The sequence below is a fragment of the Rhizobium binae genome (assembly GCF_017357225.1).
GTDB lineage: Bacteria > Pseudomonadota > Alphaproteobacteria > Rhizobiales > Rhizobiaceae > Rhizobium > Rhizobium binae.
This window is the reverse complement of the sequence record NZ_CP071604.1, coordinates 1754248-1776713: the sequence shown is the minus strand read 5'-3', so window position 1 is coordinate 1776713 and position 22466 is coordinate 1754248. Positions and strand designations below refer to the sequence as shown.

Genomic DNA, 22466 nt, shown 5'->3' with positions numbered 1-22466 from the left:
ACGAATGCAGGTAAAAGACGAAAAACCGCCCGGATCGCTCCGGGCGGTTTTTTCAATTCGCGTGCCACCAGGTTGGTGGTCGACGGCTGCGGATTATTCCGCAGCCGGGGCCTTTTCAGCCATGTCCTGCAGCATCGGAGTGGCAACGGCTGCACCGGTGCCCTTGCGACGCTCTTCGAGGATCAGCTCGTCGCGCGAGGTGGCGATACGGCGGATTTGGGTCATTGTGCCACCGGTACCGGCCGGGATGAGACGGCCGACGATGACGTTTTCCTTCAGACCCTGCAGGCCGTCCGTCTTGCCGGCAATCGCCGCTTCCGTCAGCACCTTGGTCGTCTCCTGGAAGGATGCGGCCGAGATGAAGGACGGGGTCTGCAGAGACGCCTTGGTGATGCCGAGCAGAACCGGATCGCCATGGGCGGGCTTCTTGCCCTGTTCGATCAGGTGGTCGTTGACGTCCTCGAGCTCGATCCGGTCGACATTGTCGCCGACGATATAGGTCGAGTCACCCGCATCGGTGATTTCCACCTTCTGCAGCATCTGACGGACAATCACCTCGATGTGCTTGTCATTGATGACAACGCCCTGCAGACGGTAGACCTCCTGGATTTCGTTGACGAGGTAGGAAGCAAGTGCCTCTACGCCCTTGATCGCCAGGATGTCGTGCGGAGCCGGGTTACCGTCGAGGATGTAATCACCCTTTTCGATATAGTCGCCGTCCTGAAGGTGGAAGGGCTTGCCCTTCGGGATCAGATATTCGACCGGTTCGACACCGTCTTCCGCCGGCTCGATGATGACGCGACGCTTGTTCTTGTAGTCGCGGCCGAGGCGGATCGTACCATCGATCTCTGCGATGATGGCGTGGTCCTTCGGACGGCGCGCTTCGAAAAGCTCGGCAACACGCGGCAGACCACCGGTGATGTCCTTGGTCTTGGCGCTTTCGAGAGGCGAACGGGCGAGAACGTCACCCTGGGAGACCTTCGTGCCCGGCTCGACCGACAGAATGGCGTCGACCGAGAGCAGGAAGCGTGCATCACCGCCACGCGACAGCTTGGCGACATTGCCGCTGGCGTCCTTGATGACGATCGCCGGCTTGAGGTCCGAACCGCGCGGGGTCGAACGCCAGTCGATGACCTGACGCTTGGTGATACCCGTGGATTCGTCGGTCGCTTCGAGAACGGAGAGACCGTCGACGAGGTCTTCGAACTGAACGGTACCGGCCACTTCGGTCATCATCGGACGGGTGTAAGGATCCCACTCGGCCAGACGCTGGCCGCGCTTGACCTTGTCGCCTTCGTCGACATGCAGCTTCGAACCGTAGGCGACACGCTGCGAGGAGCGCTCGACGCCACGCTCGTCCAGTATCTGGACGGTCATGTTGCGGCCCATGGCAACGAGGCTGCCTTCCGAGTTGCGCAGGACGTTACGGTTCTTGATCTGCACCGTACCTTCGTACGAGGCTTCGAGGAACGACTGGTCGACCACGGTTGCCGTACCGCCAAGGTGGAAGGTACGCATGGTGAGCTGGGTTCCCGGCTCACCGATCGACTGCGCGGCGATGACGCCGACGGCTTCGCCCATGTTGACCGGCGTACCGCGCGCAAGATCGCGGCCGTAGCAGACCGAGCAGACACCCGTCTGGATTTCGCAGGTCAGCGCCGAGCGGATGCGGATCGACTGGATACCGGCCTTCTCGATCTCGATGACATCGGGCTCGAGGATCATCTTGCCGGCATCGACGATACGCTCGCCGGTGACCGGATGATCGATGTCGTCGAGCGCCGTGCGACCGAGGATACGAGCGCCGAGCGAGGCGACGACCTGGCCGGCGTCGACGATCGCCGTCATCGTCAGACCGGTTTCGGTTCCGCAATCGACATGCGTGACGATGCAATCCTGCGCGACGTCGACGAGACGGCGGGTCAGGTAACCGGAGTTGGCGGTCTTCAGAGCCGTATCTGCCAGGCCCTTGCGGGCGCCGTGCGTCGAGTTGAAGTACTCGTTGACGGTCAGGCCTTCCTTGAAGTTCGAGATGATCGGCGTCTCGATGATTTCACCCGACGGCTTGGCCATGAGGCCGCGCATGCCGCCCAGCTGGCGCATCTGGTTCGGAGAACCGCGGGCGCCGGAGTGGGACATCATGTAGATCGAGTTCATCGGCTTCTGACGGCCGGTGTTCTCATCGAATTCGACAGCCTTAATGCGGGCCATCATCTCTTCGGCGACCTTTTCGGTCGCCTTGCCCCAGGCGTCGACAACCTTGTTGTACTTCTCGCCCTGGGTGATCAGGCCGTCATTGTACTGCTGCTCGTATTCCTTCACCAGGTTTTCGGTGTCGGCAACGATCTTCGCCTTGGTGGCCGGAATGACCATGTCGTCCTTGCCGAACGAAATGCCGGCGCGGCAGGCATGGGCGAAGCCGAGCTGCATGATGCGGTCGCAGAAGATGACCGTGTCCTTCTGGCCGCAATGGCGGTAGACCGTGTCGATCATCTTGGAGATGTTCTTCTTGGTCATTTCCTGGTTGCAGATATCGAAGGGAACCTTGCCGTTCTTCGGCAGCAGTTCGCCGATGAGCAGACGGCCGGGCGTCGTCTCATAGATCTTCGAGTAGGGCTTGCCGTCCTCGCCGATCGACTTGAAACGGCCGCGGATCTTGGTGTGCAGCGTCACGACCTTGTTTTCAAGCGCGTGATGCAGCTCGCCGAGATCGGAGAAGGCCATGCCTTCGCCCGGCTCGTTCTGGTTGAGGATCGACAGGTAATAGAGGCCGAGAACCATGTCCTGCGAGGGAACGATGATCGGCGCGCCGTTGGCCGGGTGCAGGATGTTGTTGGTCGACATCATCAGCACGCGGGCTTCGAGCTGGGCTTCGAGCGACAGCGGCACGTGAACGGCCATCTGGTCGCCGTCGAAGTCGGCGTTGAAGGCCGTGCAGACGAGCGGGTGCAGCTGGATCGCCTTGCCTTCGACCAGGGTGGGTTCGAAGGCCTGGATGCCCAGGCGGTGCAGCGTCGGCGCGCGGTTCAGGAGAACCGGATGCTCGCGGATGACCTCGTCGAGGATATCCCAGACTTCTGGCTTTTCCTTTTCGACCAGCTTCTTGGCCTGCTTGACGGTCGAGGAGTAACCCTTGGCGTCGAGACGGGCATAGATGAACGGCTTGAAGAGCTCGAGCGCCATCTTCTTCGGCAGACCGCACTGGTGCAGCTTCAGTTCCGGACCGGTGACGATGACCGAACGGCCGGAATAATCGACGCGCTTGCCGAGCAGGTTCTGGCGGAAGCGGCCCTGCTTGCCCTTCAGCATGTCGGAGAGCGACTTCAGCGGACGCTTGTTGGCGCCGGTGATAACACGGCCGCGGCGGCCGTTGTCGAACAGCGCGTCAACCGATTCCTGCAGCATGCGCTTTTCGTTGCGGATGATGATGCCCGGCGCGCGAAGCTCGATCAGGCGCTTCAGACGATTGTTACGGTTGATGACGCGGCGATAGAGATCGTTCAGATCCGACGTCGCGAAACGGCCGCCGTCGAGCGGAACCAGCGGACGCAGATCCGGCGGAATGACCGGGACGACCTTCATGATCATCCATTCCGGGCGGTTGCCGGACTCCATGAAGTTCTCGACGATCTTCAGGCGCTTCATCAGCTTTTTCTGCTTGAGATCCGACGTCGTGTCGGCAAGCTCGGAGCGCAGGTCGCCGGCGATCTTCTCAAGGTTCATCGAGGCCAGCATCTCGTAGATCGCCTCGGCGCCGATCATCGCGGTGAACTGGTCTTCGCCGTATTCGTCGACGGCGAGCATGTACTCTTCTTCCGAGAGAAGCTGGTGCTCCTTGAGTGCCGTCAGGCCCGGCTCGGTGACGATATAGTTTTCGAAATAGAGGACGCGCTCGACATCCTTCAGCGTCATGTCGAGCAGCGTCGAGATGCGTGACGGCAGCGATTTCAAGAACCAGATGTGGGCGACGGGAGCGGCGAGCTCGATATGGCCCATGCGCTCACGGCGAACGCGCGATAGCGTGACTTCGACGCCGCACTTTTCGCAGATGATGCCCTTGTATTTCATGCGCTTGTACTTGCCGCACAGGCATTCGTAGTCCTTGATCGGCCCGAAGATGCGCGCGCAGAACAGACCGTCGCGTTCCGGCTTGAACGTGCGGTAGTTGATGGTTTCCGGCTTCTTGATCTCACCGTAGGACCAGGAGAGGATCTTCTCCGGAGACGCGATCGAAATCCGAATGGAATCGAAATTCTGTGCAGGCACCTGCGGATTGAAAAGATTCATGACCTCTTGGTTCATGCCTGTCTCCTTCATGGGCTAAAGCGCCCTCAAAATGCGATGGTCAGCGGCAATTTCCCGGGAGCCGCCTCCCTCGCTTAAACGAGAATAACCGCAAGATGCGGCGAAACTTCCCTTCCGGGCCGACATGGATGCGGCGTCCGGCGGGACCGGCGTGCGCCGTATGGCAGCGCACGCCCTATCAATGCTTACTCGGCCGCGTCGGGCAGCTGAGTTGCCTGCGCCTCGTCAAGCTTGGTGTTCTCAAGCTCGACGCTGAGGCCTAGCGAGCGCATTTCCTTGACGAGAACGTTGAAGCTTTCCGGAATACCGGCTTCGAACGTATCGTCTCCGCGGACGATGGCTTCGTAAACCTTGGTGCGGCCGGCGACGTCATCCGACTTCACCGTCAGCATTTCCTGCAGCGTATAGGCCGCGCCGTAGGCTTCGAGCGCCCAGACTTCCATTTCGCCGAAGCGCTGACCGCCGAACTGCGCCTTGCCGCCCAGCGGCTGCTGGGTGACGAGCGAGTAAGGACCGATCGAGCGGGCGTGGATCTTGTCGTCGACCAGGTGGTTGAGCTTCAGCATGTAGATGTAGCCCACCGTGACCTGGCGGTCGAACTGCTCGCCGGTACGACCGTCATAGAGCGTCGACTGGCCGGTGTCCTTGAGACCCGCCAGACGCAGCATGTCGTTGACGTCGCCTTCGTGGGCACCGTCGAAAACAGGCGTTGCGATCGAGACGCCGCGCTTCCACTGGTCGGCAAGACGCAGAACCGACTCATCATCGAATTCATGGACCTGCTCGGCCTTCGGGCCGGCACCGACGACATCGCCGATGGTCTTGCGTAGCGGCTCGATATTGCCGTTCGCCTTGTAGACTTCAATCAATTCGCCGATCTGGCGACCCATGCCGGCGCAAGCCCAGCCCAGATGCGTTTCCAGGATCTGGCCGACGTTCATGCGCGAAGGCACGCCCAGCGGGTTCAGAACGACGTCGACATGCGTGCCGTCTTCAAGGAACGGCATGTCCTCGACAGGCACAATGCGCGAGACCACGCCCTTGTTCCCGTGACGGCCGGCCATCTTGTCGCCCGGCTGGATCTTGCGCTTCACAGCGACGAAGACCTTGACCATCTTCATGACGCCAGGAGGCATTTCATCGCCGCGCTGGACCTTTTCGACCTTGTCCATGAAGCGCTGCTCAAGGCGCGACTTGGACTCATCGTACTGGCCGCGGAGCGCTTCGAGCTCGCTTTGGACCTTCTCGTCCTCGACGGCGAACATCCACCACTGCGAGCGGGGGTATTCGGATACGACGGCGTTCGAAAGCTCGGTGCCCTTCTTGAAGCCCTTCGGGCCGGCAATCGAGATCTGGCCGCGCAGCATGTCGATCAGACGGCCGTAGACGTTACGGTCGAGGATCGCCTGCTCATCGTCGCGGTCCTTGGCAAGACGCTCGATCTCTTCGCGCTCGATCGCCATCGCGCGCTCGTCCTTCTCGACGCCATGGCGGTTGAAGACGCGAACTTCGACGATCGTGCCGTAGGTGCCGGGCGGCATGCGCATGGAGGTGTCGCGCACGTCGGAGGCCTTTTCGCCGAAGATGGCGCGCAGAAGCTTTTCTTCCGGCGTCATTGGGCTTTCGCCCTTCGGCGTGATCTTGCCGACGAGGATATCGCCCGGCTGAACTTCGGCGCCGATATAGACGATGCCGGCTTCGTCGAGGTTCTTCAGCGCTTCTTCCGAAACGTTCGGAATATCGCGGGTGATTTCCTCAGGACCAAGCTTGGTGTCGCGCGCCATCACTTCGAATTCTTCGATGTGGATGGAAGTGAACACGTCGTCGGCGACGATGCGCTCGGAGAGCAGGATCGAGTCTTCGTAGTTGTAACCGTTCCAGGGCATGAACGCGACGAGCGCGTTGCGGCCGAGCGCCAGGTCGCCGAGATCGGTCGACGGACCGTCGGCGAGAATGTCGCCGCGGTTGACGACGTCACCGACGGTGACCAGCGGACGCTGGTTGACGCAGGTGTTCTGGTTCGAACGCTGGAACTTCTGCAGACGGTAGATATCGACGCCGGATTTGCCGGCTTCGAGGTCTTCCGTGGCGCGGATAACGATACGGGTCGCGTCGACCTGGTCGACCACGCCGCCGCGGCGGGCGCCGATGGCGGCACCGGAGTCACGGGCGACGATCGGCTCCATGCCGGTGCCGACGAACGGGGCTTCGGCACGCAGCAGCGGCACGGCCTGACGCTGCATGTTCGAGCCCATGAGGGCGCGGTTGGCGTCGTCGTTTTCCAGGAACGGGATGAGTGCCGCAGCGACCGAAACGACCTGCTTCGGCGAGACGTCCATCAGGTTCATGCTGTCGCGCGGCGCAAGCATGACTTCGCCGGCATGACGGCAGACGACGAATTCGTCGACGAAGGAACCATCAGGGTTCATCTCGGCGTTGGCCTGGGCGACGTAGTACTTCGCCTCTTCCATGGCAGAGAGGTAGAGCACGTCATTCGTCACCTTGCCGTCGACGATGCGGCGGTACGGGCTTTCGATGAAGCCGTACTTGTTGACGCGGGCAAAGGTCGCAAGCGAGTTGATCAGACCGATGTTCGGGCCTTCCGGCGTTTCAATCGGGCAGATGCGCCCGTAGTGGGTCGGATGGACGTCGCGGACTTCGAAGCCGGCGCGCTCGCGGGTCAGACCACCCGGGCCAAGAGCCGAGAGACGGCGCTTGTGGGTGATTTCCGAGAGCGGGTTGACCTGGTCCATGAACTGCGAGAGCTGCGAGGAACCGAAGAATTCACGCACGGCTGCGGCAGCGGGCTTGGCGTTGATCAGATCCTGCGGCATGACCGTGTCGATTTCGATCGAGGACATGCGTTCCTTGATCGCGCGCTCCATGCGCAGCAGGCCGAGACGGTACTGGTTCTCCATCAGTTCGCCGACCGAGCGGACGCGGCGGTTACCGAGGTTGTCGATGTCGTCGATCTCGCCCTTGCCGTCGCGCAGTTCGACCAGCATCTTGACCACGGCCAGGATGTCGTCCTTGCGCAGGATGCGGACGGTGTCTTCGACGGTCAGGTCGAGACGCATGTTCATCTTGACGCGGCCGACGGCGGAGAGGTCGTAACGCTCCGCATCGAAGAACAGCGAATTGAACATCGCTTCGGCCGATTCCATGGTCGGCGGTTCACCCGGACGCATGACGCGGTAGATGTCGAACAGAGCGTCCTGACGGTTCTCGTTCTTATCAGCCGCCAGCGTGTTGCGGATGTAGGCGCCGACATTGATGTGGTCGATGCCGAGAACCGGGATCTCGTCGAAACCGTTCGACAGGATGATGCCGAGCGTCTTCTCGTCGATTTCGTCGCCGGCCTCGAGATAGATTTCACCCGTCGAGTAGTTGACGATGTCTTCGGCGAGGTAATTGCCGTAAAGATCGTCGTCGCCAGCCTTCAGCGCCTTCAGGCCCTTGTCGGAAAGCTGGCGCAGCAGACGCGGGGTGAGCTTCTTGCCGGCTTCGACGACGACTTCGCCGGTATCGGCGTCGACCATCTCGGTGATCGCCTTGGCGCCCTTCAGCGTTTCCGGCTTGAAGGGAATGCGCCAGCCTTCGCCGTCGCGCTTGTAGAGCGACTTCGTGTAGAAGGTGTCGAGGATTTCCTCGCCGTCCATGCCGAGCGCCATCAGCAGCGACGTCACCGGAATCTTGCGGCGGCGGTCGATGCGGGCGTAGACGATGTCCTTGGCGTCGAATTCGATATCGAGCCAGGAGCCGCGATAGGGAATGACACGGGCAGCAAAGAGCAGCTTGCCGGATGAATGGCTCTTGCCCTTGTCATGGTCGAAAAAGACGCCCGGCGAACGGTGCATCTGGGAGACGATGACGCGTTCGGTGCCGTTGACGATGAACGTGCCGTTGTTGGTCATGAGCGGCATGTCGCCCATGTAGACGGACTGTTCCTTGATGTCCTTGATCGACTTTGCGCCGGTATCCTCGTCGATATCGAATACGATGAGGCGCAGCGTCACCTTCAGCGGCGCGGCATAGGTCAGGTCGCGCTGGCGGCATTCGTCGACGTCGAACTTCGGCGGCTCGAACTCGTAGGATACGAATTCCAGCATCGAGGCGCCGGAGAAATCTGTGATCGGGAAAACCGACTTGAAGACGGCCTGAAGACCCTCGTCGGGCCGCCCGCCCTTCGGCTCTTCCACCATCAGAAACTGGTCGTAGGACGCCTTCTGGACCTCGATGAGGTTCGGCATTTCTGCGACTTCGGGGATCTTACCAAAAAACTTGCGTACGCGCCTGCGACCGTTGAACGAAAGGGTCTGAGCCATCGTCGCTCCTTCAAAATCTTGCACCCGGGCCTGCAACGGACGGGAACCGATGGCCAGTCGACCCCGTCAATCAATGGGTAGTTCAATCTCGTCCGACTCCCGAAAACGCCCAGCTCGGATTGCTGTGCTGCCCTCGGTGCGAGACTATCCTTTTGAAGAACCCATTACCCAAAAGCCGTTTTGACGCGGCTTTTGGGTAATTCGTTCAGAAAAACGGCAAATGGGAGGCAGCAAACGCCACCTCCCAAAAGCAGTTCAAGCTTACTTAACGTCGGCCTTGGCGCCAGCGTCTTCGAGCTTCTTCTTGATGTCAGCGGCTTCAGCCTTGGAAACGCCTTCCTTGACAGCCTTCGGAGCGCCTTCGACGAGGTCCTTGGCTTCCTTGAGGCCGAGGCCGGTGATGGCGCGGACTTCCTTGATGACGTTGATCTTGTTGGCGCCGGCATCCGTGAGGATGACGTCGAACTCGGTCTTTTCTTCCTCGACCGGAGCAGCAGCACCTGCACCACCGGCAGCGGCAGCAACGGCTACCGGAGCAGCAGCGGAAACGCCCCACTTTTCTTCGAGGAGCTTAGACAGTTCTGCAGCTTCCAGAACGGTCAGCGAGGAGAGGTCTTCAACGATCTTTGCGAGATCAGCCATTTTACTAGTTCCTTTTGTTCGGTTCGAACCGGTTGATTATAAACAGCGAAAAACCGCCTTAAGCGGCTTCGTCCTTCTTGGCGTAGGCCGAAAACACGCGGGCAAGCTGGCTTGCCGGTGCGGCAACAACCCCAGCGATGCGGGTAGCCGGTGTCTGGATCATGCCCAGCAGCTTCGCACGCAGCTCATCAAGCGAAGGCAGGGTCGCAAGCGACTTGACTGCTTCGGCGTTGAGCGTGGTTGTTCCCATGGCGCCGCCGAGGACCACGATCTTGTCGTTGGTCTTGGCGAAATCCATGACGACCTTCGGAGCGGTGATCGGATCGTTGCTGTATGCAATCAGCGTCTGACCCTTGAAGAGATTCGACATCCCTTCCGCTTCCGTACCCTGAAGGGCAATTTTGGCCAGGCGGTTCTTCGCGACTTTGACGGTACCGCCAGCTGCACGCATCTTCGAACGAAAATCGTTCATCTGTGCGACTGTGGCACCAGCATAGTGGGCCACGACAACCGAGCCCGAAGCCTTGAAGACTTCGTTCAGTTCCGTGACGAATTCGCGTTTTTCCGCTCTTTCCACTGCCTATCTCCAGTTGGCGGGACCGAAACCGGGCCCGCCGGGTTGCCTTTTGCCTCCCGGGATCATGCGAGATCCCAAGCGACGCTTGAGGATCCTGTCCCCCCGCGCTTCCGCGCCAATCAAGGCTGAGAAGGCACAAGGCATCCAAGGCTCGAACCGAGTTTCTAGAAGCGAACTTCATGAATTCGGGTCTTACCCGTCTCATGCAGGCAAAGTGATTAAGGGAAAACCACCTGCAATCTCGGACAGGATTCCGGATTTCTCCGGAATATCCCGGCCTCTTGCGAGGCCGGAAAATCAGTGACCGGACCGAGGTCCGGCAATCAACTTATGCAGTCGGTGCTGCGGTGACCGAGCCGACTTCGATCTTGACGCCCGGGCCCATGGTCGAGGAAATCGCCACGCGCTTGACGTAGTTGCCCTTGGCGCCTGCCGGCTTTGCCTTGATGACGGCGTCGGCGAAGGCGCGGATGTTTTCTTCCAGAGCCTTGGCGTCGAAAGAGGCCTTGCCGATACCGGCATGGACGATACCAGCCTTCTCGACGCGGAACTCGACAGCGCCGCCCTTGGAAGCCTTGACGGCTCCGGCGACGTCCATGGTGACGGTGCCGACCTTCGGGTTCGGCATCATGCCGCGCGGGCCGAGAACCTTACCGAGACGGCCGACGAGCGGCATCATGTCGGGGGTGGCGATGCAGCGATCGAATTCGATCTTGCCGCCCTGGACGATTTCGACGAGGTCTTCGGCGCCGACGATATCGGCACCGGCGGCCTTGGCTTCATCAGCCTTGGCGCCACGAGCAAAGACTGCGACGCGAACCGTGCGGCCCGTGCCGTTCGGCAGGTTGACGACGCCGCGAACCATCTGGTCCGCATGACGCGGGTCGACGCCGAGGTTCATCGAGACTTCGATGGTTTCGTCGAACTTGGCGACAGCCCGTTCCTTGACCATGCCAATGGCCTGGGTCAGAGCGTAGAGCTTGGTGGGATCAACACCTTCGTTGATCTTGCGAGTGCGCTTGCCAGCCATGATCTTAACCCACCACTTCCAGGCCCATGGCGCGGGCAGAGCCCTCGATCATCGCCATTGCACCTTCGATATCCGCTGCATTCAGATCCTTCATCTTGGCTTCTGCGATCGACTTGATCTGAGCCTTAGTGAGGGAGCCCGCCTTGGCGCCCTTGCCGGGCGTCTTGGAACCGGACGTGATCTTCGCTTCCTTCTTCAGCCAGTAGCTGACCGGAGGCTGCTTCATAGCGAAGGTGAAGGACTTGTCCTGGTAATAGGTGATGACGACCGGAATCGGCATACCCTTTTCCATTTCCTGCGTGGCGGCATTGAACGCCTTGCAGAATTCCATGATGTTAATGCCACGCTGACCAAGCGCCGGACCAATCGGCGGGGACGGGTTTGCCGATCCTGCCTTGACCTGAAGCTTGAGCTGGCCTGCAACTTTCTTAGCCATATCTCTCTGCCTTTCATGAACGACCGGTCACCCGGCCCGTAATGCCGGATCTCTCCGGCGGCTGCGGTTGCGTGGTGCGGATCATTAGGGTCTGGCTAAGACCCCTCACCTTCCACGCGGATGCGGACAAGGTCCGCGGGAAACAGGCCGCAAGGACCAGCTTCCAATCTCTTGCAATCAGACCTTCTCGACCTGAGCGTATTCCAGTTCGACCGGCGTTGCGCGACCGAAGATCGACACTTCAACCTTCAGGCGCGAACGCTCTTCGTCCACATCCTGAACCGTGCCATTGAACGAAGCGAACGGGCCGTCGGAAACGCGGACCTGTTCGCCGATCTCGAAGGTGATCGACGCCTTCGGCCGCTCGACGCCTTCCTGGACCTGACCGAGAATGCGCTCGGCTTCATAATCAGGAATCGGAACGGGCTTATTGTCGGAGCCGAGGAAGCCGGTGACCTTCGGCGTATTCTTGATCAGGTGGTAGGCTTCATCCGTCAGATTGGCGCGGACAAGCACATAACCCGGGAAGAACTTGCGCTCGCTGTCGACCTTGCGGCCGCGACGCACTTCTACCACCTTTTCGGTCGGCACGAGGATCTTTTCGAACAGGTGCTCAAGCCCCTTCTGGCGAGCTTTGTTCTCGATGTCCTCAGCCACCTTCTTTTCAAAATTGGAATACGCGTGGACGATGTACCAACGTGCCGCCATTTTCATCTCCACCCGTATCAGTTGCCGGTATTGAGCACGAAGCTCAGAACCCAGCCGATCAGCTGGTCAGCGGCGAAGAAAAACAGCGCGGCGAAAACCACCATCACCAGCACCATGACCGTCGAGATCATCGTCTCGCGGCGCGACGGCCATGTGACCTTGGACGTCTCGGAGCGAACCTGCTGCAGAAACGCGAATGGATTGGATTTGGATGCCATCGACTGCCCACGCAATTACGGCGCGTAAAGCTGAAACTATCAGCCCCACGCACCGCGTGTCTGTTGAACCCTAAATAAACACCGATTTCCGAATACACAAGAGGGAAACCGAAGTTTAACGAAATAAGTTGCCACCGATCAATCCCCGGCCGGAATGCCGCGAGCATGGCCGCGCTGTCCGTTTTGAGAAAGATGGCAGGGGCAGAGGGGCTCGAACCCCCGACCTGCGGTTTTGGAGACCGCCGCTCTACCAACTGAGCTATACCCCTTCATGCCTCTCCTTCAGCGCTCGGGCCAAGGCCCGCAAATCGCTGCCGAAATGCATGGCGCTCCCTTTAAGACGGCAGCGGCGGATTGGCAAGCACGATTTTCGATTTTCAAAGTCGTTCTGCTCATTTGCGAGCAACCGGCCTTTCCATCGTGCAGCCTGCGAGCGTTCAGACCTTCACATATTTCCGCCAGTCGTGCTCCTCCTTGAAGCCCAGCACTTCGCGAATCTTGCGGTTGGAAAGCAGCCCCTCAAACTCGCCGATTTCGCGGGTGAAGGGTACGTTCGGGAAGAATTGCTTCGCCAGCTCCCTCGACGGCGTATTGGCCGAAACCGTATCGTTGGCGGCATTGAAGACCTGATAGCCGAGACCGTCCTTCTCGATGCAGAGATGGCAGATCTGGCCGAGGTCGCGGGCGTCGATATAACTCCAGGCGATTCGCTTGCGCATCTCGGGATTGGCGAAATAAGTCGGGAACCTCTCATATTCGTGCGGCTCAATGACGTTGCCGATGCGCAGCGCATAGATGTCGAAGCCCGAACGCTCGGCAAAGGCGCGCGCGGTCTTTTCGTTGACTACCTTGGAAAGGCCGTAGGAATCCATCGGATTGACGTCGTAATCCTCTTCCAGCGGGAACTGGTGGAAGTCGCGATGGCCTTCGGCGAAACAGACACCGTAGGTCGTCTCGCTCGAAGCGACGATGATCTTGCGGATGCCGAGCTTCACCGCCGCCTCGATGACATTGTAGGTGCCCATCGTGTTGATGCGAAAGGTCTCGTTGTCGGGCTTGATCAAGATGCGGGGGATGGCAGCGAAATGCACAACCGCATCGAATGGCTGAACGCCCCTGCCTGCATCGAGATCAGGCAAATCGCGATGCATCGACAAGGCGTTGAAGACCTGGCCGCTATCGGTGATATCGGCGATGAGATTGGTGACGCCGGGGCTGTCCAAGGGCACGAGATCGAGGTTGTGCACTTCGTAACCTGATTTGACAAGCCATGGCACGGCATGACGCCCCGCCTTGCCCGAACCACCTGTGAACAGGATCCGCTTTTTCATGGAATATCCTCCGCGTCATGAGATCGGAGGCATAGTTAGACGCTTCCGCGCGAAGAGCAAGCGAGCGTCGTGCGAGAGTTTACCCCCGCCGCATCAGGCCGCCTGCGTCAGGCGCCTGATCATTCCTTTCCAATCGCCGCCGAATCTGGCGATGATTTGCAGGGCCGTCACTTGACGACGCTGACCTCGTCGACCTGCACGCCGGCCGATTGAACAACTTCTTGCGGGATCGCAGCGATGAAAAACATCGTGAAAACATACATTGCGAATATCGTCGCAACAAATGTGGCCTTTGGAATCATGCGAACTCTCCTCTCTACAAGGAGGAGTCTGAACTAAAATGAGCCAATCACAAACCGGTTTCTGAACGTGAGATGAACAAAATACTGTGACGGGCCGGTTTAACGATATTTTTACAACACCTGTTAATCGGTCGATCAGGCATCAAAACGAAAAAACCCCGCTGTCGCCAGCGGGGTTTTTCCTGAATTGCAGGTAATCCCAGGATTACTCGACGATCGAGGCGACGATACCGGCGCCGACGGTGCGGCCGCCTTCGCGGATGGCGAAGCGCAGCTTTTCTTCCATCGCGATCGGAACGATCAGCTCGACGGCAACCGTGACGTTGTCGCCCGGCATGACCATTTCCGTGCCTTCCGGCAGCGTGACGATGCCGGTCACGTCCGTCGTGCGGAAGTAGAACTGCGGACGATAGTTGGTGAAGAACGGCGTATGACGGCCGCCCTCTTCCTTCGTCAGGATGTAGGCTTCTGCCATGAACTTCTTGTGCGGCTTGACCGAACCCGGCTTGCACAGGATCTGGCCACGCTCGACGCCGTCACGGTTCACACCGCGAACCAGTGCGCCGATGTTGTCGCCGGCCTGGCCCTGGTCGAGCAGCTTGCGGAACATTTCAACGCCGGTCACCGTCGTCTTCGAGGTCGGACGGATGCCGACGATCTCGACTTCTTCGCCAACCTTGACAATGCCACGCTCGACGCGGCCGGTCACGACCGTGCCGCGGCCGGAGATCGAGAACACGTCTTCGATCGGCATCAGGAACGGCTGGTCGATCGGACGCTCAGGCGTCGGGATGTAGGAGTCGACCGCTGCCATCAGCTCGCGGATCGCGTCTTCGCCGATCTTCTTGTCGCTATCTTCAAGAGCAGCAAGCGCCGAACCCTTGATGACCGGAATGTCATCGCCCGGGAAGTCGTAGGACGACAGCAGTTCGCGAACTTCGAGCTCAACCAGCTCGAGCAGTTCGGCGTCGTCAACCTGGTCGACCTTGTTCAGGAACACCACGATCGCCGGAACGCCGACCTGGCGGGCCAGCAGGATATGCTCGCGCGTCTGCGGCATCGGGCCGTCGGCCGCCGAGCAAACCAGGATCGCGCCGTCCATCTGCGCAGCACCGGTGATCATGTTCTTCACGTAGTCGGCATGGCCGGGGCAGTCGACGTGCGCGTAGTGGCGGTTCGCCGTCTCATATTCGACGTGCGCCGTCGAGATCGTGATGCCGCGCGCCTTCTCTTCCGGAGCCGCGTCGATCTGGTCGTACGCCTTGAACTCACCGAAGTACTTCGTGATCGCTGCCGTCAGAGACGTCTTGCCGTGGTCAACGTGGCCGATCGTGCCAATGTTGACGTGCGGCTTGTTGCGCTCAAACTTACTCTTTGCCATTTGAATGCTTCCTGTGAACGAAATGGTGGCCCCGGCGAACCGGTTTAGTGCCGCCGTTTAAGGCTTTCAGCGAAATTGCGCAAGACTTAATTGCAGACGCCATTCTTGGCGTGACAGCGCATATGGGAGACAATTCGCCGCCAGCAAGGCGATTCGCCGTAGCCCTTCCAAAAATCACTAGAATCCAAGAGAAAAATCGGACGGATTCATCGAGGATGAGGCGCAGTCGGCGGTATCGACACCCTCGTCAACGGCAATAAGCGGCGGGCTTCCAGCCGAGCCTCAAACATGGTTCGCAACGATCGTGGCCGCGATGGTATCAGCTGACTGTACGGGAGACTGGAGCGGGTAGCGGGAATCGAACCCGCGTATTCAGCTTGGAAGGCTGCTGCTCTACCATTGAGCTATACCCGCGGGATGGTCCGATCCAATGACGAATGGTGGAGAGAGTTGGATTTGAACCAACGTAGGCTGAGCCAACGGATTTACAGTCCGTCCCCTTTAACCACTCGGGCATCTCTCCAGTTTTCGTCCGGATCGTTAGACCAAGTTCGTCAGACTTCGAAGCGTTGCCGCCCGTCGTCTGCGCCGCGTATATGACCGGAGCATTTCCGTCTGTCAACACGATGACAACGGAAAAAACACGAAAAAATTTCATTCGCCGCCGAAAGCCGGCATATGAAAGAAAGCCTATGCGGCGGCCAACGCCATAGATATAAAGCCGCATGAGCAAAGACAAGAAATCCGGCGGCAAATCCGCAGCAGACCCATCCGCAAAGGATACGCATTACGCCAATCTCAGGCGTGCGCACCGTGACGCCAAGCGCGAACGCGGCGAGATCCCGACACCTCAGCCGCAGAAGCGCAAGCGTGGGGCCGAGGATTGGAAGCCGCCGGCGCTGGCGCCCGACCAGGTCTATCTCTATGGCCTGCATACGGTGCGCGCAGCGCTCGACAATCCCGAGCGCAAGAAGATCAAACTCTCCGTGACGCAGAACGCGCTCGCGCGGCTTGAAATCGACGTCGAGACGCTCAGCATTCCCTTCGAGATCGTCTCGCCGCACGAGATCGACAAGGTGCTCGGCCCCGAGGCGATCCATCAGGGGGTCATGCTGGAGACGCGACCGCTGCCGATGCGCCGGCTCGAAGCGCTGAAGGACAGCCCTCTCCTGCTGGTGCTCGACCAGGTCACCGATCCACACAATGTCGGCGCGATCATGCGCTCGGCGGTCGCCTTCAATGCCGGGGCGGTGATTACCACCCAGAGACATAGCCCAACCGAATCCGGCGTGCTGGCCAAATCCGCCTCCGGCGCTCTGGAACTGATCCCTTATATACAGCTCACCAATCTCGCCGATGCGCTCGGCGAATTGCACAAGCTCGGCTTCGCCACCATCGGCCTCGATTCGGAAGGGCCGGCGCCGCTCGAAGGCACGTTTTCGGGCGACAAGGTGGCACTGGTGCTCGGCTCGGAGGGCAAGGGACTCCGGCAGAAAACACGCGAGACCGTGACCGCGCTTGCCCGCCTCGACATGCCGGGCGCGATCAAATCGCTGAACGTTTCGAACGCGGCGGCGATCGCGCTTTATGCGGCGCGGCTTTACTTAAAGGCATAGGCTGGACTTAAAGACATAGGCCGGCTTACGGGCCGCGGCAAAGGGGGATTGCCATGATTCGTTTCATGCTTCGGCTCACAATTCCGGCAGCCGCGCTGCTGGCCTGCGGTCCGGCCGGCGCGCAGGACATCGATCCCGATATTCTCACGGCGCAAGCGGGAACCTTTCTGGTCGCGCCCGAAGACGGACGCGCCGGATGCCGGCTGACGCTCGAAACCGATCTGGCGATCGGCGGTTATTCGCTCTCGGGCCAAGATAGCTGTTCCAAGCCGCTGCCGGCGCTTGCCGAAGCCGCTTCCTGGAATTTCGACGGCAATGGCGGCCTCATCATGATGGATCCAACGCGCAGGGTCATCGCCCGTTTCGTCGAGAATGAGGGCTCGCCGATGAAGACCGAAGACAAAACGCCGCTCCTGCTGGTCTCGGCTCCCGACGGAATCGATCGCCTGCCGACTTTCAGCAGCCTTGCCGGGACATGGGTGATGCAAAGACCGGAGGGCGAAAAGCTTTGCAGCATGACATTCGAAGGAACTGCGAATGCGGACGGCAATGCGCCGTTGTCACCCTCCGGAGACTGCACCGCCAATGTCGCCCGACTGAAACTCGCCATCTGGCGTATCGACGGTTTCGGTCTGACGCTGATGAGTCATGACGGGTCGTCAGTTGGCTTCCGGATGCGCGCCGACGGCAATTTCGACAAGTCCCGGGAAGAAGGCGGCAAGCCGCTTTCACTCATACGCCGCGACCCGCATTAGCTCTATGTCTTATGTCGATATCTCGGAACTGCTGCACAGTTCCGGGCGACATGCATTAGAATAGCAGAAATCCACTTTTGCCTTAGAATGACCTTCTGGAGCACTATGATCGGGCGGCGATCGATCGTCGTGGCCGGTCACAAGCAAGAAGGAGCGATCCCATCATGGCCATTCGACCGCTTATTTTCGGTGTGCTGTTCATCGCGGCCTTTGTGGGAATCATCCTCAGCATCATCTGGGTGGATACCTCGCATCCCGTCCACCAGCCTGACCCTCTGTCGCCGACCGCGCCAGGCCCCGCGACGCCGGGGCCGCAATAGGCCGAGAGGAACGCGGACGGCGATTGCGCGTTAATCCCCAACCGAACGAGGATTGAACGCTCATGCGCATAATGATCGCCGTCGTCGCCTTCATGGTCGCCTCCGTCCTCAGCATCGCAGTCCTGTCGCCGTCCGGCGCAGGCCAGACCGGCAACGGCGACAAGATCGAGGCAAGCGTCAAGGAACCGCCCGCTCATTGAGTTGACCGCCGGCGCGATGCGCGATCGCGCTCAGCCGCGATAAAGCCAGAAGGGAATATCGCGATCGCGGCGCCACTCGCGGCGTTCCTGCCACCGCTCGGCACGCCACCGCCGCCAGCGGCGGTCATCATCGCGCCAGTCGGCGCGGCCCCAATCGCGCCCATCGCGCCAGCCACGATCGGCATGCCAGTCGCCGTCATCAAGCCAACGATTATCTCGCCAGCCGTCGCGAATTTGGACCATATCTCCCTGTGCCGTCATCGCCGGCCGGTCGGCCGGCATGGCGGATGCAGGTGCGACGGCGGCGAAAGCCGCACCGGCGGCAATTATTGCGGTGAGAATAATGTGTGCGAGCTTCATGGCTGCGTCCTCATTGATGATGAGGAGACAATGTCCCAGAGCGGCTGAACTGCCGCTGAAGCGGCCCTTCAGGCAGGGTTCATCGAGCGACAGCATAGCGGAGAATAGGGATGGTGCCCCCGGCAGGGTTCGAACCCGCGACCCCCTGATTACAAATCAGGTGCTCTACCAACTGAGCTACAAGGGCAATAGCTGCCCAACTAACAGATTCTGCGATCCTGTAAAGGAAAATCCGATCCCTGCGGACAGTCCGGCTTGGCGCCAAAACGCCGGGCCGTACAAAACGGCCTTGTCGCAACGGCCTTTTATCCTTTAGCTAGAGCAGCTTCACAAAGGGCATTGCATGGGCCGTTCATTTCAGACGCTTTCGTTTATCGCCTCGCCGTCGATGGAGGCGCTCGCCGCGCGCGAAGAGCTGATTCGCATCTATGGCGACGTGCCGCAGGACAAGGCGGACGTTATCGTCGCGCTCGGCGGCGACGGGTTTATGCTGCAGACGCTGCACAGCACCATGAACTCCGGCAAGCTGGTCTACGGGATGAATCGCGGATCTGTCGGCTTCCTGATGAACGATTACAGCACTGAGCGGCTTCAGGAGCGCATCTGCGTCGCCGTCGAAAACGCCTTCCGGCCGCTGAAGATGACGACGGCCAATGCCGACGGCACCAATTCGACGGCTCTTGCCATCAATGAGGTCTATCTGTTCCGCCAGTCTTATCAGGCCGCCAATCTCAGAGTCGTGGTCGACGGGCACGTGCGACTGGAGGAGTTGATCTGCGACGGGCTGATGGTGGCCACCCCAGCCGGATCGACGGCCTATAATCTTTCCGCCCATGGCCCGATCCTGCCGCTCGAGGCGCCGCTGCTCGCCATGACGCCGGTCAGCGCTTTCAGGCCGCGGCGCTGGAGGGGGGCTCTGCTTCCGAACAAGGTGACCGTGGATATCGACGTGCTCGAGCCGGTGAAGCGGCCGGTGAATGCGGTGGCCGACAATACCGAGGTCAAATCGGTGCTGCATGTCCGCATCGCCCAGTCGGAGCATATGACGGCGCGCATCCTCTCCGATCCCGACCGCTCCTGGTCCGACCGTATTCTCGCCGAGCAGTTCAAGGATTGAGACGATGGCAATGCGCCTGACATTTATGACCACGATTTTCCTCGTCGGATGCTCGGCCGCCATCGCCGCTCCCGCTCAGGACGCCATCCTGCCGGCTTCGGTGATTTTCGCGACCAGCACCGGCTACTGGGAGAACGACGGCAACGCACCTGATATCGAGCGGGCGCCCACCGCTGCCGGGAGCGTTTCCGTCCCTCAGGGAAAGCGCCATGGCTATTATAAGCTTTTTGCCGTGCGTCAGCCGGATCGGACCTCGAAAGTCTATCTTCAGCAGGTTGCCCAGACGGAGACCGGCCCGGCGATCGCCTCGACCGTCGAGCTGCAGGAGATCAGCGACCTGAAGCCCTACGTGACCGATATACGCCCGGAGAATTCGAGCGGCATCAGCAAGCAGCCCGGCCTTTTCGCCACCATCTATCTGAAAATCGACCCGGCGGCCGAGCCGGATGGCTGGACAGTGCTAATCGACGAATTCGGTGACATCACCATCGAGAAAGCGACCAATTGAACAGCCGAGCGCTGTTTGCACAGGCGTAGAAGATGAAACTCGGCTTTCGCGACGGCGTTCTTTACGACGACCAGAGACCGGACTGGGACGCATCCGGCCCGAGGCCGGTCAGTTGGTCGCTGTGGTATCCGGCCGCCGATGACGCGCGAGTAAGCCCTATTCAGGAACGAAGCTGGTTTCGCAAGGCAGCAATCGCCCGCGACGCGCCGATTCGGCCGGCAAGCAGGCCTTATCCCCTCGTCCTGTTGTCGCACGGCACCGGCGGATCCGCGGCGGGGCTGGAATGGCTGGCGCGGCGCCTGGTCGAGCGCGGATTTGTGGCGCTCGGCGCCAACCATCACGGCAATACCGGCATCCAGCCCTACCGAGCAGAAGGATTTGCCTGTCTCTGGGAACGGGCGCCGGACCTAAGCCTGATGCTTGACCGCAGTCGCGACTGGCTCGGCGATCTCGCCGGCCGGATCGATACTGCCCGTGCGTTTGCGGCCGGATTTTCGGCCGGAGCCTATGGCGTCACGCTGCTTCTCGGCGCCGTCGCCCAGTTCTCGCAGTTCGAACCATCAAGGGTGAAGCCGGGTCGTCCGCGTGGCCCAATGGAATTTCCCGACCTTGCCGATCATATCCCCTCGCTGCTGCGTGAGAGCGATGTGTTTCGCCAGTCATGGGCCCGCATGTCGCGATCCTATCGAGACGACAGGATCAAGGCCGCGCTCCTCTGCGCGCCGGGTCGCTCCATTTTCGGTTTCAGCGATGAAAGTCTGAAAACCGTCGTGGCACCCGCTCTTATCCTGGTCGGCGATGCCGACAGGGCGGCACCGGCCGAAGAATGTTCTGCATGGCTGCATGCACGGCTGGCGCGCAGCGCGCTGAAGATCTTCGGCGGCGGCCTCGGGCATTATGTCTTCGTACCGGAGGGCACGGGATTGGGCTTTGCCTTTGCGGCCGAGCTTTTCACCGATCCCCCTGACATCGAGCGCGCAGCCATTCATGACGAGGCAGCCGATCTGTCGGCGGCGCTGTTTCAGGACGGCGACATCCGCGCCATCGCCTAAACGAAGAAAGCCCCGTCTCCGGGGCTTTCTCGTCATTCGATCTCGCAGCTGCCCGTCAGTCGACATCCTCGACGACGGCGTCGGCGGCGCCGCTGATGCGGTGGGCCAGGGCTGCTTCCATGAATTCGTTCAGGTCGCCGTCGAGCACATCATCAGGAGCGGTGCTGGCGACGCCGGTGCGCAGGTCCTTGACCAGCTGGTAAGGCTGCAGCACGTAGGAGCGAATCTGATGGCCCCAGCCGATGTCCGTCTTGGAGGCGGCTTCGGCATTGGCAGCCTCTTCCCGCTTCTTCAACTCGGCTTCGTACATGCGGGCACGCAGCATTTCCCAGGCCTTGGCGCGGTTCTTGTGCTGCGAACGCTCCTGCTGGCAGGCAACGACAATCCCGGTCGGTATATGGGTGATGCGCACGGCCGAGTCGGTCGTGTTGACGTGCTGACCGCCAGCGCCCGACGACCGATAGGTGTCGATGCGGCAATCGCTTTCATTGATCTCGATATTGATCGAGTCGTCGACGACAGGATAGACCCAGATCGACGAGAAGGACGTATGGCGACGCGCATTGCTGTCGTAAGGCGAGATGCGCACCAGACGATGCACGCCCGATTCCGTCTTCAGCCAGCCATAGGCATTGTGTCCCTTGATGAGCAGGGTTGCGGATTTGATGCCCGCCTCTTCGCCGTCGTGAACTTCGAGAAGCTCGACCTTGAAGCGCTGGCGTTCGGCCCAGCGGGTGTACATGCGCAACAGCATGTTTGCCCAGTCCTGGCTTTCGGTGCCGCCGGCGCCGGAATGGACTTCGAGATAGGTGTCGTTGCCGTCGGCCTCGCCGGAGAGCATCGCTTCCACCTGGCGGCGCGAGGCCTCGGCCTTCAAGGCCTTCAAGGCGTCCTCGGCCTCTTTGACGACTCCTCCGTCGCCTTCTTCCTCGCCGAGTTCGATCAGCTCGATATTGTCTTTCAGCTGCTGTTCGAGCTGCCGGACGCCGTTGATGCCATCATCGAGCTGCTGGCGCTCGCGCATCAGCTTCTGCGCTTCGGCGGCGTCATTCCAGAGGTTGGGATCCTCTGCCTTGTTGTTCAACCAGTCCAGTCGTCTTATCGCCTGGTCCCAGTCAAAGATGCCTCCTCAGCAGGGTGATAGCCTGCTTGGTTTCATCGACCACGTTTTCGATTTCGGCTCGCATTTTCCTGCTTTTCTATAACGGTCTTCTTCAGATTCTGGTGAATAGAGACGCCCGCCGCGGATGTAAAGAGCCGCGGCGGACGTTCAATATTCGACG

20 protein-coding genes and 4 tRNA genes are annotated in these 22466 nt (G+C 60.4%); 7 read left to right on the top strand and 17 right to left on the bottom strand.

Annotation, left to right across the window (positions count from 1 at the left end; translation table 11 throughout):
- Positions 1 to 93: 93 nt before the first annotated feature.
- The 14 genes from rpoC to J2J99_RS08485 form a co-directional block, all read right to left on the bottom strand.
- Positions 94 to 4302 (bottom strand): DNA-directed RNA polymerase subunit beta', encoded by a 4209-nt coding sequence (rpoC, locus tag J2J99_RS08545; protein WP_168302219.1) that lies wholly within the window; start codon positions 4300 to 4302, stop codon positions 94 to 96.
- Between the two features lie 188 nt (positions 4303 to 4490).
- Positions 4491 to 8630 (bottom strand): DNA-directed RNA polymerase subunit beta, encoded by a 4140-nt coding sequence (gene rpoB, locus J2J99_RS08540; RefSeq protein ID WP_168302220.1) that lies wholly within the window; start codon positions 8628 to 8630, stop codon positions 4491 to 4493.
- Positions 8631 to 8891: 261 nt separating this feature from the next.
- A complete protein-coding gene (gene rplL / locus J2J99_RS08535) occupies positions 8892 to 9272 on the bottom strand; it encodes a 50S ribosomal protein L7/L12 (protein WP_168302221.1) in 381 nt (126 codons plus the stop codon).
- A gap of 58 nt (positions 9273 to 9330) precedes the next feature.
- A complete protein-coding gene (rplJ, locus tag J2J99_RS08530; protein WP_168302222.1) occupies positions 9331 to 9849 on the bottom strand; it encodes a 50S ribosomal protein L10 in 519 nt (172 codons plus the stop codon).
- Positions 9850 to 10177: 328 nt separating this feature from the next.
- Positions 10178 to 10879, bottom strand: a complete 702-nt coding sequence (gene rplA, locus J2J99_RS08525) for a 50S ribosomal protein L1 (protein ID WP_168302223.1) — start codon at positions 10877 to 10879, stop codon at positions 10178 to 10180.
- Positions 10880 to 10883: 4 nt separating this feature from the next.
- A complete protein-coding gene (gene rplK, locus J2J99_RS08520) occupies positions 10884 to 11315 on the bottom strand; it encodes a 50S ribosomal protein L11 (RefSeq protein WP_003547518.1) in 432 nt (143 codons plus the stop codon).
- Between the two features lie 177 nt (positions 11316 to 11492).
- Positions 11493 to 12023 (bottom strand): transcription termination/antitermination protein NusG, encoded by a 531-nt coding sequence (nusG, locus tag J2J99_RS08515; RefSeq protein ID WP_004669067.1) that lies wholly within the window; start codon positions 12021 to 12023, stop codon positions 11493 to 11495.
- Between the two features lie 17 nt (positions 12024 to 12040).
- Complete coding sequence (gene secE, locus J2J99_RS08510) at positions 12041 to 12241, bottom strand: preprotein translocase subunit SecE (RefSeq protein WP_003573826.1); 201 nt, start codon at positions 12239 to 12241, stop codon at positions 12041 to 12043.
- Positions 12242 to 12434: 193 nt separating this feature from the next.
- Positions 12435 to 12510: transfer RNA gene (locus tag J2J99_RS08505), tRNA-Trp, on the bottom strand.
- Between the two features lie 168 nt (positions 12511 to 12678).
- The gene (locus J2J99_RS08500; RefSeq protein WP_168302224.1) at positions 12679 to 13572 is read right to left on the bottom strand and encodes an NAD-dependent epimerase/dehydratase family protein; all 894 of its coding nucleotides are present in this window, start codon (positions 13570 to 13572) and stop codon (positions 12679 to 12681) included.
- A 167-nt stretch (positions 13573 to 13739) separates the two neighbouring features.
- Complete coding sequence (locus J2J99_RS34455; RefSeq protein ID WP_004669062.1) at positions 13740 to 13874, bottom strand: hypothetical protein; 135 nt, start codon at positions 13872 to 13874, stop codon at positions 13740 to 13742.
- Between the two features lie 205 nt (positions 13875 to 14079).
- Positions 14080 to 15255 (bottom strand): elongation factor Tu, encoded by a 1176-nt coding sequence (gene tuf, locus J2J99_RS08495; RefSeq protein ID WP_207600958.1) that lies wholly within the window; start codon positions 15253 to 15255, stop codon positions 14080 to 14082.
- 340 nt (positions 15256 to 15595) lie between these two features.
- Positions 15596 to 15669 (bottom strand) — tRNA-Gly (locus tag J2J99_RS08490).
- Between the two features lie 24 nt (positions 15670 to 15693).
- Positions 15694 to 15778 (bottom strand) — tRNA-Tyr (locus J2J99_RS08485).
- A 202-nt stretch (positions 15779 to 15980) separates the two neighbouring features.
- Between J2J99_RS08485 and rlmB the strand changes: the two genes are divergently transcribed.
- The 4 genes from rlmB (at position 15981) to J2J99_RS08465 (ending at position 18146) form a co-directional block, all read left to right on the top strand.
- A complete protein-coding gene (gene rlmB / locus J2J99_RS08480; RefSeq protein ID WP_168294695.1) occupies positions 15981 to 16871 on the top strand; it encodes a 23S rRNA (guanosine(2251)-2'-O)-methyltransferase RlmB in 891 nt (296 codons plus the stop codon).
- A 53-nt stretch (positions 16872 to 16924) separates the two neighbouring features.
- Complete coding sequence (locus tag J2J99_RS08475) at positions 16925 to 17626, top strand: AprI/Inh family metalloprotease inhibitor (protein WP_168294694.1); 702 nt, start codon at positions 16925 to 16927, stop codon at positions 17624 to 17626.
- 164 nt (positions 17627 to 17790) lie between these two features.
- The gene (locus tag J2J99_RS08470; protein WP_168294693.1) at positions 17791 to 17946 is read left to right on the top strand and encodes a hypothetical protein; all 156 of its coding nucleotides are present in this window, start codon (positions 17791 to 17793) and stop codon (positions 17944 to 17946) included.
- Between the two features lie 62 nt (positions 17947 to 18008).
- Entirely contained in the window at positions 18009 to 18146 is a 138-nt protein-coding gene (locus J2J99_RS08465; RefSeq protein ID WP_168294692.1) for a hypothetical protein, read from the top strand.
- Positions 18147 to 18176: 30 nt separating this feature from the next.
- Here the strand turns inward: J2J99_RS08465 and J2J99_RS08460 are convergent, their stop codons facing one another.
- Positions 18177 to 18506, bottom strand: coding sequence for a hypothetical protein (locus J2J99_RS08460; RefSeq protein WP_168294716.1), 330 nt, complete (start codon positions 18504 to 18506; stop codon positions 18177 to 18179).
- A 111-nt stretch (positions 18507 to 18617) separates the two neighbouring features.
- Positions 18618 to 18693: transfer RNA gene (locus J2J99_RS08455), tRNA-Thr, on the bottom strand.
- A 156-nt stretch (positions 18694 to 18849) separates the two neighbouring features.
- Here J2J99_RS08455 and J2J99_RS08450 point away from each other — a divergent pair.
- The 3 genes from J2J99_RS08450 to J2J99_RS08440 are packed head-to-tail and all read left to right on the top strand — an operon-like array spanning position 18850 to position 21183.
- Positions 18850 to 19623, top strand: a complete 774-nt coding sequence (locus tag J2J99_RS08450; RefSeq protein WP_004674871.1) for an NAD kinase — start codon at positions 18850 to 18852, stop codon at positions 19621 to 19623.
- Positions 19624 to 19627: 4 nt separating this feature from the next.
- Positions 19628 to 20131: a hypothetical protein gene (locus tag J2J99_RS08445; RefSeq protein WP_168294691.1), complete on the top strand. Its 504-nt coding sequence runs from the start codon at positions 19628 to 19630 to the stop codon at positions 20129 to 20131.
- Positions 20132 to 20163: 32 nt separating this feature from the next.
- Complete coding sequence (locus J2J99_RS08440) at positions 20164 to 21183, top strand: alpha/beta hydrolase family protein (protein WP_168294690.1); 1020 nt, start codon at positions 20164 to 20166, stop codon at positions 21181 to 21183.
- A gap of 55 nt (positions 21184 to 21238) precedes the next feature.
- Here the strand turns inward: J2J99_RS08440 and prfB are convergent.
- Positions 21239 to 22370, bottom strand: a protein-coding gene (gene prfB, locus J2J99_RS08435; protein ID WP_168294689.1) for a peptide chain release factor 2 whose coding sequence is annotated in 2 segments (ribosomal slippage) — positions 21239 to 22300 and positions 22302 to 22370 — 1131 coding nt in all. Because the reading frame shifts where the segments join, the coding sequence is not laid out codon by codon here.
- Positions 22371 to 22466: the final 96 nt, after the last annotated feature.

Bases quoted from the DNA above. Each gene is read 5' to 3' on its own strand.
- rpoC (WP_168302219.1), bottom strand. From the start codon at position 4,302: ATGAACCAAGAGGTCATGAATCTTTTCAATCCGCAGGTGCCTGCACAG.
- rpoB (WP_168302220.1), bottom strand. From the start codon at position 8,630: ATGGCTCAGACCCTTTCGTTCAACGGTCGCAGGCGCGTACGCAAGTTT.
- rplL (WP_168302221.1), bottom strand. From the start codon at position 9,272: ATGGCTGATCTCGCAAAGATCGTTGAAGACCTCTCCTCGCTGACCGTT.
- rplA (WP_168302223.1), bottom strand. From the start codon at position 10,879: ATGGCTGGCAAGCGCACTCGCAAGATCAACGAAGGTGTTGATCCCACC.
- rplK (WP_003547518.1), bottom strand. From the start codon at position 11,315: ATGGCTAAGAAAGTTGCAGGCCAGCTCAAGCTTCAGGTCAAGGCAGGA.
- nusG (WP_004669067.1), bottom strand. From the start codon at position 12,023: ATGGCGGCACGTTGGTACATCGTCCACGCGTATTCCAATTTTGAAAAG.
- secE (WP_003573826.1), bottom strand. From the start codon at position 12,241: ATGGCATCCAAATCCAATCCATTCGCGTTTCTGCAGCAGGTTCGCTCC.
- J2J99_RS08500 (WP_168302224.1), bottom strand. From the start codon at position 13,572: ATGAAAAAGCGGATCCTGTTCACAGGTGGTTCGGGCAAGGCGGGGCGT.
- J2J99_RS34455 (WP_004669062.1), bottom strand. From the start codon at position 13,874: ATGATTCCAAAGGCCACATTTGTTGCGACGATATTCGCAATGTATGTT.
- tuf (WP_207600958.1), bottom strand. From the start codon at position 15,255: ATGGCAAAGAGTAAGTTTGAGCGCAACAAGCCGCACGTCAACATTGGC.
- rlmB (WP_168294695.1), top strand. From the start codon at position 15,981: ATGAGCAAAGACAAGAAATCCGGCGGCAAATCCGCAGCAGACCCATCC.
- J2J99_RS08475 (WP_168294694.1), top strand. From the start codon at position 16,925: ATGATTCGTTTCATGCTTCGGCTCACAATTCCGGCAGCCGCGCTGCTG.
- J2J99_RS08470 (WP_168294693.1), top strand. From the start codon at position 17,791: ATGGCCATTCGACCGCTTATTTTCGGTGTGCTGTTCATCGCGGCCTTT.
- J2J99_RS08465 (WP_168294692.1), top strand. From the start codon at position 18,009: ATGCGCATAATGATCGCCGTCGTCGCCTTCATGGTCGCCTCCGTCCTC.
- J2J99_RS08460 (WP_168294716.1), bottom strand. From the start codon at position 18,506: ATGAAGCTCGCACACATTATTCTCACCGCAATAATTGCCGCCGGTGCG.
- J2J99_RS08450 (WP_004674871.1), top strand. From the start codon at position 18,850: ATGGGCCGTTCATTTCAGACGCTTTCGTTTATCGCCTCGCCGTCGATG.
- J2J99_RS08445 (WP_168294691.1), top strand. From the start codon at position 19,628: ATGGCAATGCGCCTGACATTTATGACCACGATTTTCCTCGTCGGATGC.
- J2J99_RS08440 (WP_168294690.1), top strand. From the start codon at position 20,164: ATGAAACTCGGCTTTCGCGACGGCGTTCTTTACGACGACCAGAGACCG.